We start from the raw sequence: 14654 nt of genomic DNA, 5'->3' as shown, positions 1-14654 counted from the left end.
ATCACCTTGGGTCTGAGAGAATTGGTACGGGCGTGGAGCCAGCCTGAAAAACAGCGTGGGGTACAGCTACTTGCCTTTATTGACCTCCTTTCTCCATCCCAGACGGGATTTTTGGAAACTGTCGGGTGCTGAGCCTGAGGACGCTTCAGTTCACCAGTTTTGTCTTGTTGGTCACGAAGTCCATCAGGACGTACTGGCCGATGTTCTGCGGGGTGGTGAAGTAGGCTTTGCCTCTGGTCATTTCGCTGACGCGCCGCACGAAACCGACGAGTTCCGGGTCGCGGGCGAGCATGAAGGTGTTGACCTGAATGCCGCTGCGGCGGCAGTTGGCAACCTCGCGCAGGGTCGCGCCCAGGACGTAGGGGTCAAGGCCGTAGGCGTTCTTGTAAATGCGGCCGTCCGGGAGCGTCAGGGCGCTGGGTTTCCCGTCGGTGATCATGACGATCTGCTTCATGTCCTTGTTCTCGCGCTTCAGCAGTTGCTGCGCGAGGCGCAGGCCGCCGGCGGTGTTGGTGTGGTACGGCCCGATCTGCGCCTGCGCGAGCTTGGACACCGGGACTTCCTCGGCGCTGTCGTGGAACAGCACGAATTTCACGGTGTCGCCGGGGTACTGCGTGCGGATCAGGTGCGCCAAGGCCAACGCGACCTGTTTGGCGGGCGTGAAGCGGTCTTCGCCGTACAGGATCATGGAGTGTGAACAGTCGAGCAGCACCACCGTGGCGGCCGAGGAGTTGTACTCGCTCTGGCGGATCACCAGGTCGGATTCCTCAAGTTGATCGAAACCCTTGTGAATCACGTTCCCCAGCGTAGCGGTGGTGTCCAGGTTGAGGGTGTCGCCGAACTCGTAGTTCTTGAGTTCGCCGGTCATCTCCACGCCGCTGGCGTACTCGCGGGTGTCGTGCGCGCCGGCGCTGCTGCGCCCCAGGCCGCCCATCAGGTCGCGCAGGCTCTTGTAACCCAGGAAATCGATGCTCTTGTCGGTGAGTTGAAAGGTCGCCTCGCCGGGGTTGCCGTTCCCACCCTGGCCGTCCTGGTCGTCGAATTCCTTGCGGATAAAGCCGTCCTGCTGCAGTTTGTCCATCAGGCGCTCGATCTGCTGACCCAGCGCCGTTTCGCGGATGTTCTCGGCCTGCATGGCTTCCATGAGCTGTTCTTCGGGAATCATGCCCCGTTCGGCCAGGGCTTCCAGAATGGCGTCGAACAGGTCGTCCATGCTGGGCCGTGCATCGGGATCGGGGTCGTAGGGGTCGTTCATGCCCTGGCCCAGCAGGGCTTCCTGAATCATCTGCATCAGTTCGCTGGAATCAAGCCCATCCAGTTCGCCCTCGAATTTGCTGTACCGCGTGATTCGCGCCATGTGGGCCTCCGTGCGTTACAGCATGACGCTTCCGAGCAGGATGATTTGTAAGACTCATCTGGCCCGTATATTCGGACAGACAGGTGTCGTTTAACCCCCATTTGGGGGAATTTAGTTTGAGGTTAGATTAAAGCTGCCCTCATCACTGTAAGAAATGGGTGGAACTGCGGAAGCGCTTCCGTGACGCTGCTTTTTCTGATCTACCTCCTTCATTCCTGAGTTGTCTCAGGTGAAAAGTGGGCGCTTGGCCGCCTTTTTCCACCCGTTGGGGGCATTCTGGCTTAAGGCCGATGTAAGGGCTATTGCCTTAGCTTGAGCCTCGCTGCAAGGCACTGAGCCGCCCTTCACCTCAGGATTCGGCGTTCAGACAGGGCATAAGAGTGTTGCCCGCTTGCCCTGCGCTCCAGATAAGGGCAAACACTCCTGAGAGCCGCAAGTCAGGGTGTTGTTAGACCAAGTCCAATAAAAAAGCTGCAGGTCAAGATCGCCCAAGGATTTCCCCGGAGGAACAAGCCCATGAAACTGAACCCCAAACTGCTCGCCCTGATGACCGCCCTGGCCGCTGGCGCCGCCTCCGCTGCCCCCCCCGCCCCCAACACCACCAGCACCGGCGCGGGCGTGACCATCAGCAACACCGCCACCGCCACCTTCACCGATCCCGCCACCAATACGGCGGCCACTCCGGTGCAGTCCAACACCGTCGATACCGTCGTGCTGCCCCTGCCCGGCTTCGACATCGTGTACGCCGACGGCACCAACGACGGCAATACTCTGGGCAACACCACCAAGACCGTCACCAACGCCACCCCCGGCCAGAGCAACAGCACCGACTACTACGTGGTCAACAACGGCAACACTCCCCTGACCGTGCAGGTCACCGCCAACACCAGTGGCAGTGCCAGCGGCGCGACCGTCACCTACCTGGACGCCAGCGGTAATGCCCTGCCCTCCAGCACCACCGGCGGCGTCACCACCTACACCGTGACCCTGCCTGCCGGCGCGGCCGGGATGGTCAAGATCACCCAGGTCATCACCCTGCCCGTCAACGCCCCCGCCAACACCACTTACGGCGCTTCGCCTGAAGGGGCCGTGGGCGGCACGGGCACCGCCACCGGACAGAACGGTATTCCTACCGGCAGCAAGCTGTACGAGAACCAGACCGTGACCACCATCAACGGCAACACCACGGTCAACGGCACACCCGCCCAGGGCGCCGACCTCCAGTTCGTGAAGCTGACCACCTTCAACCCCTCGCTGAGCGCCACGCCCAACGACCCCAACACGCCCAACCCCACCGCTCCCGACGGCACCACCGCCGTCACGCCGCCCACCCTGGGAACGGTGCAGGTGCCCACCGTGACCGCCAACACCCCCAACACCCCCAACCCCACCAACCCCGCCCAGGGCTACCTGTCCACGCCCAGCAACCCCGGCGACCCCACCTCCGGCGGCACGCCCATCGTGCCCGACCTGACCGGCAACAAGCAGATTGCCTACCCCAAGGCGGACGCGGACAACAACCCCACCACCGTCCCCACCGCCGGCCAGACCAACGACCAGCCCGGCAACGCCGATATCATCAACTTCACCAACGACGTCAAGAACACCGGCGCGGTCAGCGACCAGGTGCAACTGTACCCCGCCGGCCCCGACGGCAAACTGCTGGCCGGCACGACCTTCGACGCCAGTACCGGCGTCTTTACCCTGCCCAGCGGGATTCAGGTCATCTTCCTGGCGCCGAACACCAACGCCGCTATCCCCGTCGCCAGTGGGGCCACCTACCCCACCCTGACCGTCCCGGCCGGCGGCAGCGCCGTGTTCCGCACGCAGGTCATCACCCCCGACGCCAACGACAACCTGCTGACCAACGCCATCACCATCGTGGTGGGCGCGGACTCACTGAACGACGCCGACATCAACGCTGACGCCACCACCACGGACGTCATCCTGCCTGCCGCCGCGCAGTTCGGTAACACCAACGGCACCAGCACCCTGGGCGCTGTGCCTACCCCCTCCACAGTGCAACAGGTGGTACCCAGTGGCAACACCACCATCAGCACCGACCCGAACCTGAGCACCGATAACGTGGCCGTCTTCGCGAAGGACGTGGCCAACATGGGCCAGTACAACGACAGCTACACCCTGTCGGCCACGGTGGCCGGCCTGCCCGCCGGCGCGACCATCAGCTACGTGGACAGCAGCGGCGTGGCGCTGCCCACCAACGGTGCGGGCAAGTTCGTGACCCCGGTGGTTCCCGCCGGTCAGGAGATCGTGGTGTACGCCGTGGTGACCGTGCCCACCGGCACCGTCGCCGGCAACTACACCATCAAACAGCAGGCCGTCGGCAACTACAGCACCATTACCATGACCGACCTCAACGAAGTGATCAAGGTCGGCGCGGTGGGCAACGTGGCCATGGCCAAGTTTGTGCAGGACGGCAAGACCAGCGCCGGCAGCACCCCCTACGCGGGAATCAACAATCCGCAGAACTACACCGCCAACAACACCAGCGCCCTGCCCGGCACGAACATCGTCTACCAGATCATCGGAAAGAACAACTACAACGCGCCTGTCGCCAACTTCGCCCTGAACGACAGTGTGCCCACCAACACCACCTTCCAGGGTGCGGTGCTCACTGTCAACGGCGCCGCCGTCAGCCGCGTGATCTACAAGGTCGGTGCCGGCACCTGGTCGACCACGGCCCCCACCGTCGGCACGCCCGCTGGCACCAGCATCGCCGTGGCCGCCGATACCGACAGCGACAACATTCCTGACGCGCTGCCCGCCGGCTCGACCATGGAACTGGTCTTTACCGTCAAGGTCAACTGAGCTTTTTCCGGGCGCACCTTGCCTACAGGGGCAGGTGCGCCCCCTTCTAACACCAGACTTCCTTTTTTGAGTTCCGGCACATTTGAGTGCCTGTTTTCCGAGACCCTGCTTCCCCCACCCCTCACGCCGCTTGCGCCGCGATTCAAGGAGAAGGCCCGTGACCCGTTTTCACCCCCGCAAAGTTGCTCTGCTGACCGGCGTGCTTGCTGCCGCGTTCCCGGCCCTGGCGGCCAGCACGCCCGCTGGCACGGTGATCGTTAACCAGTCCAGCGCCACGTTTACGCCCCGGGACAAGGGCGTGTCGTCGGTGCAGAGCAACGCGGTCTACACCACCGTGCAGGCGGTGTGCGCCGTCAGTGTCACTCCGTCAGGCAGCCCCGAAGCCGCTCTCCTGCCGGGCGAACAGACCACCCTGCGCTTCACCTTGACCAACGCCGGCAACGCGTCGGCCACCCTGCCCCTGAACGTGTTCAGCACCGGCATGACCCCCAGCCCCACCCTGAAGCTTTACCAGGACTTGAACCGCAATGGCCTTCCGGATGTCGGGGAAGGACCGGTCAGCAGCGTGACCCTGGCCCCCGACGCCGAGGCCCAGCTGCTGGTGGTGGTGCAGACTAGTGCCGTGGCCCTGGGGGACGCGCTGATCAACCTGGTCACCTCCTGCGGCGGGACTGGGGCGGGCGCCTCGGCGACCGGTATGGTTAGCCTCAGCCCGCCCCCGGTGCTGACAATCCATAAGACCTTTACGCCGGCCCTGCTGAAACCGGGCGCGGAAACCACCGTGGAAGTCAGCACCAGCAACGAGGGCCAGGGAGAGAGCCGTGAGGTGGTGCTGACCGACCTGCTGGCCGGGCAACTGGCACAGGGCCTGAGTTACGTGAGTGGCAGCGCCCGCGCCAGCGTGGGCACGCTGGAGTACACCAGCGACGGCCACAGCTGGAGCAGCGCCGAAACCCAGCCGGTGCGTGGTGTGCGGGTGCGGGTCGGCAGCCTGGCGCCGGCTGGGCACCTTACCCTGACCTTCCGCATGCGGGCCGCCGAGAGTGCCGACGGCAAGGTCATCGAAAACGTCGCCACCGCCGACACGGGCCGCAGCAGCGTCGCGGCCACCGCGCAGGTAGATGTGCGTTATCAGCCGGGCGTGGCGATCGGTCCGCTGGGGCAACCGCAGGCCCCCGAGGGCACGCCCGCCGACACCCAGACCCGGCCCTTCGCGGTGGTGGGCCAGCAGGTGTGCTTCGACCACACCCTTCAGAACACCGGGGACGTGCGCGACACCTTTACCATCACGGTCACGTACCCGCAGGGCGGCGCGAAGGTCAACCTGTACGGCGCGGACGGCCAGGCGCTGGCGCAACCCCTGCCGCTCGACCCGAATCAGACGGCGCTGGTGCGGGTGTGTTACACGCCCACCCAGACGGGCGCGCTGGAAGCCCTGATCACTGCCAGCGGCGCACGCGGCACCCGCAACACCACCAAAGACCGCGTCAGTGACATTCAAAGCGGTCTGCCCGAACTGAAGAAGACCTACGCCGCGACTGGCAAAGACGCCAGCGGACAGCCCCGCGCCATCGCGGGCGGCGCGACCGTGGCGGTGGGCGACACCATCACCTACACCCTCAGCGTGCACAATCCCTACCCGCGCCCCCTGAATAGCGTGGTGATCAGCGATCCGGTGGCTGCCCACCTTGAGGTGACAGGGGCCTCGAATGGCGGAACAGTCCGCGGCGAAGCGGGCGCTCAGACCGTGACCTGGAACCTGGGGACACTGGCCGCCGGCGAAACCCGCACGCTGACCATCGTGACCCGTGTCAGTGCCCGCGCCGTGGACGGCGAAGCCCTGAAAAACATCTTCAACCTGACCTCCACCGAGTTCACCACCCCGCTGAGCAGCAACGAGGTCAGCACCCCGGTGTGGAATGCGGCCCTCAACGTGCAAAAAACCGTATCCAGCGACACCGTGACGTACGGCGACAGAGTCACGTACACCCTGACCATCAAGAACACCTCGGCCACCACCGCGATTGAGAGCGCCGTCGTGACCGACACGCCCGCCCAGGGCCTGCAGTACCTGGCGGGCAGCAGTACGCTGGACGGCCAGGCCCTGCAAGACCCCACCCGAACGGACAGTCTGCAGTGGCAGGTCGGCACCATTCCGGCAGGTGGGCAGGTCGTGATCAAGTACGACATGCGGGTTACGCCCGACGCCACCACCAGCCTGCTGAACGAGGTGCAGGTCGTGGGTGTCGGCGCGGGCGGCGCGGCGCGGGCCATCGCCAGCAACCACGCCCAGCGCACCATTCGCCTTGACCCGCTGAAATTCGCCCCGCTGGGCGACCTGATCGGCACGGTGTTCGTGGATCGCAACCGTAACGGCCTGTACGACGCCGGCCTCGACACACCCGTCGAGCGTGCCCGCGTGATCCTGGCGAGCGGGCGGCTGGCCCTGACCGACCGGGCCGGGCGCTACCACTTTTCCAACGTGCCTTTTGGCACCTGGGCGCTGCGCCTCGACCCCAACACCACGCCCTCCCCGCCCTTGCAGGTGCCGCAGGACGGCGGCCTGAGCGGCACCCAGACCGTGCAGGTGCGCGGCCTGACAAGCGTGAACTTCCCGCTGGCCCCGCTGGGCGGCGACATCGCGGCGCTGCGCCGCACCACCCTGAGCGTCGGTGACGTGACCATCGAGAAAAGCGTGTTCGCGGTGGACGGCGGGTACGTGGTCACCCTGAAGATCAATTCGCCGCGTGACCTGCCGGACTTCGTGCTGGACGACCCCCTGCCGGGGGGAGCCACCTTGAAAGAAGGCCGCAATACCCTCGGCACTAGCCTCAGGGCTGGTGAGACGATTCTCACCTACCGCTTCGAGTGGAATGGCCCCGCCAGTGCGGCCACCACCGACCCGGTTGTCCGGAGGTACTAGACGTGAAACCTGGCTCCAAGCGCACCCTGATGACCCTGACCGGCCTGCTGCTGGCCGGCTGCGCCGCGCAGGCACAGATGACGGGACAGACGATGGGACAGACCACGGGACAGCCGACGGGCGGGCAAGACGCGGCCCTGACTTCCACGCCGGCCCTGACCTCCACCCCGGTGACGCGCCGCAGCACCGTGACCCTGCCCTTCGACGCGCCCGGCCAGGCCCAGCGCCTCACGGTGGCGCACGCCCTGCCCGCCGGGGCAGCTTACCTGCCGGGCAGCACGCGCCTGAACGGCCAGCCGCTGCCCGACCCGCTGCGCGGCCCCAGCGGCACGCTGTACTGGATCTTTGAGCCCAGCGGCACCCGGCGCGCTGACACGGCCCTGCGCGGCACGCTGACCTATGAACTCAGCCACGTCGACGCGTTGGAAGCCCTCCCGCCACCGGCCCTGAGGGCCGAATTGCCGGGCCACCGCCAGGAACTGCTGCAAGGGCAACTGAACGCCCAGGATCTGGCCGCCGCCGCGCCTTTCACCACCGAGCAGGCGGCCCCTGAAGAAAACGAAGGGGCCATTAAACTGCCGCTGGCGGACAGCGTCGTTCGCATCCGCGACCGCATCAGCATCACTGTCGAAGCCCCCCAGGGCGACGTGCCGCCCCTGACGGTCAACGGCCAGGCGGTCTCCGCCGACCTGATCGGCACCAACGTGCAGGACGGTGAACGCGGGGTGCAGCGCCTCACCTACGTGGGCGTGCCCATTCGGAGTGGCCCCAACACCATCTCCTTCCTGGGCCAGCAACTCAAGGTCAGCCGCGTGGGCGCCACCGCCCGCATCGTGGTCACGCCCCTGCAACTCAGCGCCGACGGCAGCAGCCCCATCCGCCTGAAAATGCAGACCTTCGACGCCTTCGGGCAGGTCACCGAGCAGCCCAGCCTCACGCTGACGACCAACCTGGAACCCCTTACGCCCGACAGCAATCCCGGTGAGAGCGGCCACCAGTTGAAACTCCTGAACGGTGAGGGGGTGCTGGAACTCCAGCCGCAGTCGGCCCCCACCACCCTGCGCCTGAGCGTGCTGCACGATGCCCAGCAGACCAGTTATACCTACGACCTGCGGCCCGACCAGAGCCGCGTGGGCGTCGGCCTGATCAGCGTCACCGCTGGGCTGGATGGCCCTTTCAGCGTGCAAAGTAGCCTGAGCTGGAAAGCCCAGGCCTACTACGAAGGCCCGCTGGCCGGCGGCAAACTGTATCTCGCCGCCGACAAGGACGGCCTGCCCCGCGACGAGAACACCCTGCTGCGCTCGCCGGTGTACGGTGACGCCAGCACCGAAAGCGTGCCGCTTCAGGGCCTCGACCCGCTGGCCTTCACCTACGACCACCCCAGTTTCCGCGCCGATTACCGCCGCAGCGCGCTGCCCATCGACGTCCTGCCGCTCGGCGAGGAACTGACGGCCCTGACCGTCAGCAGCAAAGGCCCCACCCGGGTCTCGGGGTTCGTGGCCCTGGTACCCGAAGACCGCGTCAGCAACCTGCCCCTGCCACTCGGTGGCCTGCGCGTCGTTCACCTGCCGGATCAGAACATCAGCGAAGGCAGCGACACCCTGGAACTCGTGACGCTGGAACGCGGCACCGGCAAGGAACTGAAACGCCAGACCCTGCTGCGCAACACCGATTACGTGCTGGACTACCGCAGCGGGGTCATCACGCTGGCCCGCGCCCTCGATCACGTCGACCTGAACCTGAACGAGCAGGAGCTTCGCGCCAGTTACCGCCGGCAAGACCCCCTCGCCAGCCGCCAGCCCGCCTACGGAGCGCAGCTGACCACCAGCGGGCGTCATTACACCGCCGGCGTGGCCGCCGTGAACATCGACCACACGCTGACCCTGGGCGCGCGCGCCGCCTACGACAACGGCACCACCCAGGCCAGCACCCTGCTGGCCTACTCCGGCGGCGTGCAGGTCAGCGCCGACCTGAGCAGCAAGCCCACCGCGCGCCAGAGCTTTGGCGCGAAACTGCGTTACCAGGATGGCACCTACCAGGGCCTGGGCCGCTTCAACGACGGCCTGAGCGTCACCGCCACCGCCACCACCCGGCTGACCGAGCGCGTCAGCACCGTGATCGACGCCGAGTACCACCGCACGCCCCAGACGGCCACGCCGGTCGGCGCTGCCCCGTCCGCCACCCTGCCCGCCACGACCCCCACCAGCCAGGCCAGCCAGGGCGGCAGCATCACCGCCCGCGCCGATTACCAGTTTGCGCCCTTCCGCGCCGGCCTGGGGGGCAAGTACGCTTTCGGTGACCAGTACGGCCTGGGCCTGGTCGGCAGCGCCGGTTACCACCAGGGCCGCGTAGACATTGACGTCACCCACACCCAGCCCATCAGCGGCAACCTGAACGCCACCACCGACCTGAGCACCACCTTCCGGGTGGCCCGCAACGTCAACCTGGGCTTCACCGACAAGCTCACCTGGGGCGTCGGTCACGCCGCTGCCCTGACCCTCGACACCATGATCGGCAACGTCAACTACGCCGCCGCCTACGAATTGCCCAGCGCCAGCGGCCAGGGCAACCGCGCCCGCTTCAGTGTCCAGACCACCCTGCCCCTCGGCCCGCGCCTGAGCCTGGGCGTACGCGGCAGCACCCTGTACAACATCGCCACCAGCACCGCCGAAGTCGGCGCGGGCGCAGACCTGAACTACAAAACCGACCGCGTCAGCGCCACCATCGGCAGTGACGTCAGTTACAAGACCGACCTGGGCTTCGGCGTGGTGGCCCGCGCGGGCATTACCGGCAGCGTCACCGACAACCTCACCCTGACCGCCGACGGCCTCATGGAACTGGGCCAGGAAAAAGACGGACAGCGTTTCAGCCTCGGCTACGCCTACCGCGCCCGCACCCTTGCCAGCCTCGGTTACGTTCGCTACACGAACGGCACCCTCGCCGGAAATACCCCCGAACTGAGCACCGGATTCAGCGCCGAGTACCGCCAGCCCACCTGGGCCGTGCGTGGCGGCGCGGAAACCCGCACCCTCCTGAAAGACAAAGACAGTTTCACCTGGCAAGCCCACCTGGGCGGCACCGCCTACATCACCAACCGCTTCGGTTTTGGCGCGTGGGGCGGCATGATCGCCCAGCCCGCCAGCGGTTACCAGGCCCTCGGGTACGGCGTGGAAGGCAGTGTCCGCGCCCTGCCCGGCACCTGGCTGACCGCCGGGTACAACTTCAAAGGATTCGAGGGCCTGCCCTCGGCGGGCAGCTATACCAAGCGGGGCCTGTACCTGCGACTGGACCTGACGGTGGACGAAACCCTGGGAGGAAAGAAGTGAAGCGGCTTATCCGGAATATCTTGCCTGCCTTGGGCTTTCTGAGCCTATCGGCCTACGCCCAGACCAATACGGCGATCAGCGCTACTCCCCGCTTTCAGCAGTCGGGGCGGCTCGATTACGTGGCGCTGGGAGCCAGCTTCCGAACCAATAACGGCAATAGCGGCAGCGTCTGCACCATCAAAACTGGCAACAGTACGACGGCCACGGGCAGCGCCAGCAACAGCAACAACGAAGTCGTGGCCAACAACGCGACCCTGCTGGGCTCGAACCGTTCGGCGGCCCAGGTGGTTCCGGCCGGCTCGACCATCAAGGCTGCTTACCTGTACTGGGCCGCCTCGCAGAACAGTGACACGGTGGCCAGTGCCGACAACCAGGTGACCCTCACGGTCGGTGGGGTGGCCAGCACAGTCACCGCCAGCCGGGTGTGGACCGGAACCAACAGCAACGGCGGAAGCATGGGCGCTTTTGCCGACGTGACCAGCCTCATGCCCACGGTGACGGCGGCCAACAGCGCCGTGCGGATGGATGGGCTGAGCATCCAGATCAATGGTTCTCAGTGTGGAAGCGCCACAGTGCATGGAGCCTGGGCGCTATACGTGGTCTACGAGCATCCCGGCTTAAGCTCCAGGCTCATCTCCTTTTACGATGGCCTGGAGTATATCGGCGGCAGCGCGGGAATCGCCAGCAAAAGCATCACGGCCAGCGGCTTCAGTGTTCCTAACGCCAGCAGCCTTGACCGCGTCTCGAAGGTCAGCGTCATGGTGGCCGACGGGGATCACAACGCCACGGGGGACAGCCTGGCGCTGAAATCGGATCTGAGTACCGCTGCGACGGTGCAGAGTTCGACCGACCGTACCAGCACTAACTTTTTTGTGGGTCTGGTGTCTAATCAGTCCGAGGACGGTACAGTGACGCAGCAGACCGGCTCCACAAATACTTCTGCCTCGGCGACAGGTGGGCTGGATATTGCCACGCTGATGGCCCCCACCAGCGTGATCCCGGCCGGCACCAGCACCATCACGGCCACCATCGACTCTGCATCCGGCGAACTGCTGATTGCCCACAGCCTGGTGCTGATGGCGAACAACTCGAACGCCAACGTCCGTATTGTCAAGGCGCTGGAAGGCGCGGCCACGACCTACCGCGTGGGCGACTCTCTGAAATACCTCCTGACCGTCGACAACAGCCAGGGAGCCTACGAAGCCCTCAATGTAGTGACCACCGACACGCTGCCCAAGGGGTTGACCTACGGCAGTACCGAGATCAGTTACGACGGCGGCAGCACCTGGGCCGCCCTGTCCGGCGTGACCAGCAGTGTCAACGCCTCGACCGGCGTCACCTCTATCACGCTGCCGGCCATCCGCCGACTGGACAACGACGGCAAGGTCTGGGGAGGTACCAATGCCATCGCCAGCCAGCTCGGCTCCCAGAATGTGCGCTACCGCCTCACGGTCACGGCCAACGGCGACGTTCTGGGCAGCCTGAACAACACGGTCAGCGTCACAACGGGCAGCGCCGAAAGCATAACCAGCGACAACACCAGCAGCGCCGCAGTGACCATCGTGACGCCCAGCGCGGCCCTGAGCGTGACCAAGGTGGCCGATCAGGCGCTGATCCGGTATCCGCTGGCTTCCGGCACAACCAGGCTGCGCTACACCATCACGGTGACGAACACCAGCGGCGTGACGGCCACGGGCGTGCAGGTCACCGATACCCTGCCCGCCAGCCTGCCCTACGCCGACACGGAAAGTGGCAATACGCCGCCCACCACCCGCAGCGGCCAGACGCTGACCTGGAACCTGGGGACGCTGGCTCCGAATGCCAGCAGCGCAGTGGTGGTGTATGTCGACGTACCCGCGGCCAGCAGCCTGGAAGCGGCGGCCGGTCAGGCCCAGAGCGCCATCGTGAACACGGCCAGCGTGCAGGCCGGCAACGCCCCCAGCGCCTCCGGCTCGGTTCCGGTGAACACGCTCTATACCCGGCTGTTCAAGCAGGTGCGTAACCTCGGTCCGCAGGGCAGCCTGACCCCGGCCTGGGCCAGCGCCGCCACCGGCCTGCCCGGAGACGTGCTGGAATACTGCATCAACGTGGCCAATCTGGGCAGCACCAGCCTCTCCAACTACCGCGTCAGCGACATGGTGCCGGCCAATACCCAGCTCGTGGCCGGCAGTGCGAGCCTCCGTCAGGGCGTCATGGACGCCCCAGGTGCGGCCGTCGCCGGGGTGACGGTGAGCGAGACTGCGACCACCGACGCGGTGGGCCGCCCAACCACGCTGCTCCAGACGAGTGCGTTGACGCTCGCGCCGGGTGCCCAGGTCGTCCTCTGCTTCCGCGCGGCCATCAAATAGACTGCTTGCTTTGGCTCCGGGGGCGTGATAAACGTCCCCGACTTTCTGTTTGGCTGTGTTGCGTAGACTGGTCAGAATGAGTCCTCATGTGCGCGGCATGCTGCTGCTGGTGCTGGTCACGGCCATCTGGGGCAGTACCTTCGCAGTGGTCAAGCAGCTGACGGCCGAACTGCCCCCGTCCGTTTTGATCGCCTGGCGCTTTCTGATCGCCACGCTGGCGCTGCTGCCCATGCTGCTGGTGCAACGCTCGAAAACAAATGCGGTGGGGGAGAGCTTGACGTCTGCGGCCCGGCCTTCGCTGTGGCGCGACGGCTTCATTCTGGGCGCGTGGCTGATCGCCGGGTACGGCACGCAGACGGTCGCCCTGCAAACGACCACCGCCAACCGCGCCGCTTTCTTCACGGCCCTCAGCGTGGTGCTGGTGCCGGTGTGGCTGGTCACCACGCAGCGCCGCCGCATGCCCCTGACGCTGTGGGTGGCGTTGCCGCTGGCGGTGGCCGGCTTGGGTCTGCTTTCCTGGGAAGGCGGGGCCTTCGTCGTCGGGGACGCCTGGGCCATCGCCTGCGCAGTGACCTACGCGGCCTTCATCGTCACGCTGGAGCGCATGGCGCACCGCCACCAACCCCTGCCATTCACGCTGGCGCAACTGGCCGGAGTTACTGTCCTGGCGTGGGTGTGGGCCTTCCTGGCCACGCCCGGTCAGCTCATGCCGCCCCCGGACGCCTGGCTTCCACTGCTGTACCTGGGCGTGGTCGCCACCGCCGTGACCACCCTCCTTCAGACCATCGGGCAGCGGCACGTGAGCGCCGCCGAAGCCAGCCTGATCTACGCGCTGGAACCAGTGACGGCCAGCCTCTTCAGCTTCTTCCTGATTGGTGAGCGGGTGGGGTTGCGTGGCTTCATGGGCGGGGCGCTGGTGGTGCTGGCCACGGTGCTGAGTACGAAGAACGACCCGCAACCGCACGCGGAACTGCCCACGCCCGCTGCCGAGGACTGATTGTTTACTCGTCCGGGTCAGGTGGGCCGTCCACCCACTCCAGCAGGTCTCCGGGCTGGCATTCCAGGGTGCGGCAAATGGCGTCCAGCGTGCTAAAGCGCATGGCGCGGGCCTTCCCGGTTTTCAAGATGCTGAGGTTCGCCAGGGTAATGTCCACGCGCGTGGACAGTTCCGAGAGGGTCATGCCCCGTTTCTCCAGCATCCGGTCGAGGTTCACGCGAATGGGCATCAGATCGTCAGTTCCTGTTCTTCGCGCAGGTGCTGTTCGGATTCACGCAGGCGCATGCCTTCGCGCAGCACCTCAGCGAACACGAAAAGAATCAGGGCCGCCGTCAGCGGGGAGCTGAGCAGGCTGCTGGTGTTGATGTCGCCGCCAGCGCGGAGTTCCCCGGTGATGAGTGGCTGAAGCAGCAGCGGCGCGGGCCACCACAGTAGCGCCACGAAGCCCAGCAGGCGCAGGTCATGGACGTTCGCCAGCGAGAAAATCTGTCCCTGTCGCGCCCGCCGAATGACGCGCAGCAGCAGCCACGCCATCCATTCCACCACCAGCGAAAGCAGCACGAACAGGCCGTACATCCACCCGGCGGGATTCTTAATGGCCTGGTCATTGATCGTGAGGCTGAAGGAATATCCGCCTAGGATTCTCACCAGCGTGAAAATCACGCCCAGGGCGGTCAGGAGCATGAACAGACCAATCAGGAGTTCCAGTAGCCGGAGTGGGAGGGAAGTGGACAGGCTGGGGGACATGGCGTGACTCCTGTGAAGGTGCGAGGGGTGGGTGGGGACGACTGTGCTGTAGGAGGTCAGGATGTGGCCTCACTGGCAGGAAAAGCAGCCGTGTTTATCGTTCCTCGATATTATCGTTTATCAATAT

Annotated in this window: 8 protein-coding genes; 5 read left to right on the top strand and 3 right to left on the bottom strand. The window is 65.9% G+C overall.

The genetic code is table 11. The annotated features are described in order from the left end of the window. Positions 1 to 145 precede the first annotated feature (145 nt). Complete coding sequence (locus E5Z01_RS12905; RefSeq protein WP_135229732.1) at positions 146 to 1357, bottom strand: vWA domain-containing protein; 1212 nt, start codon at positions 1355 to 1357, stop codon at positions 146 to 148. Between the two features lie 516 nt (positions 1358 to 1873). Here E5Z01_RS12905 and E5Z01_RS19550 point away from each other — a divergent pair. The 5 genes from E5Z01_RS19550 to E5Z01_RS12880 all read left to right on the top strand — a co-directional run bounded on the left by E5Z01_RS19550 (position 1874) and on the right by E5Z01_RS12880 (position 13780). Continuing rightward, the gene (locus tag E5Z01_RS19550) at positions 1874 to 4186 is read left to right on the top strand and encodes a beta strand repeat-containing protein (protein WP_167757913.1); all 2313 of its coding nucleotides are present in this window, start codon (positions 1874 to 1876) and stop codon (positions 4184 to 4186) included. A 157-nt stretch (positions 4187 to 4343) separates the two neighbouring features. Continuing rightward, the gene (locus tag E5Z01_RS12895) at positions 4344 to 7109 is read left to right on the top strand and encodes an isopeptide-forming domain-containing fimbrial protein (RefSeq protein ID WP_135229731.1); all 2766 of its coding nucleotides are present in this window, start codon (positions 4344 to 4346) and stop codon (positions 7107 to 7109) included. A 2-nt stretch (positions 7110 to 7111) separates the two neighbouring features. Next, on the top strand, positions 7112 to 10435 hold the full coding sequence (locus E5Z01_RS12890; RefSeq protein ID WP_240738404.1) for a TonB-dependent receptor: 3324 nt from the start codon (positions 7112 to 7114) through the stop codon (positions 10433 to 10435). A gap of 20 nt (positions 10436 to 10455) precedes the next feature. Further along, complete coding sequence (locus tag E5Z01_RS12885; protein WP_135229730.1) at positions 10456 to 12783, top strand: isopeptide-forming domain-containing fimbrial protein; 2328 nt, start codon at positions 10456 to 10458, stop codon at positions 12781 to 12783. Between the two features lie 76 nt (positions 12784 to 12859). Beyond that, on the top strand, positions 12860 to 13780 hold the full coding sequence (locus E5Z01_RS12880; protein WP_135229729.1) for a DMT family transporter: 921 nt from the start codon (positions 12860 to 12862) through the stop codon (positions 13778 to 13780). A 4-nt stretch (positions 13781 to 13784) separates the two neighbouring features. Here E5Z01_RS12880 and E5Z01_RS12875 read toward each other — a convergent pair whose 3' ends face one another. Continuing rightward, positions 13785 to 14009, bottom strand: a complete 225-nt coding sequence (locus E5Z01_RS12875) for a helix-turn-helix domain-containing protein (protein WP_135229728.1) — start codon at positions 14007 to 14009, stop codon at positions 13785 to 13787. Beyond that, positions 14009 to 14527: a DUF2975 domain-containing protein gene (locus E5Z01_RS12870; protein WP_135229727.1), complete on the bottom strand. Its 519-nt coding sequence runs from the start codon at positions 14525 to 14527 to the stop codon at positions 14009 to 14011. The genes E5Z01_RS12875 and E5Z01_RS12870 overlap by 1 nt, the downstream gene beginning before the upstream one ends. Between the last annotated feature and the right edge of the window lie 127 nt (positions 14528 to 14654).

The sequence above is a fragment of the Deinococcus fonticola genome (assembly GCF_004634215.1).
In the GTDB taxonomy this organism is placed as follows: domain Bacteria; phylum Deinococcota; class Deinococci; order Deinococcales; family Deinococcaceae; genus Deinococcus; species Deinococcus fonticola.
This window is presented reverse-complemented; position numbering and strand designations above follow the sequence as displayed.

Excerpts from the sequence above, each read along its gene's own strand:
- E5Z01_RS12905 (WP_135229732.1), bottom strand. The coding sequence starts at position 1,357 with ATGGCGCGAATCACGCGGTACAGCAAATTCGAGGGCGAACTGGATGGG.
- E5Z01_RS12870 (WP_135229727.1), bottom strand. The coding sequence starts at position 14,527 with ATGTCCCCCAGCCTGTCCACTTCCCTCCCACTCCGGCTACTGGAACTC.
- E5Z01_RS12880 (WP_135229729.1), top strand. The coding sequence starts at position 12,860 with ATGAGTCCTCATGTGCGCGGCATGCTGCTGCTGGTGCTGGTCACGGCC.
- E5Z01_RS12875 (WP_135229728.1), bottom strand. The coding sequence starts at position 14,009 with ATGCCCATTCGCGTGAACCTCGACCGGATGCTGGAGAAACGGGGCATG.
- E5Z01_RS19550 (WP_167757913.1), top strand. The coding sequence starts at position 1,874 with ATGAAACTGAACCCCAAACTGCTCGCCCTGATGACCGCCCTGGCCGCT.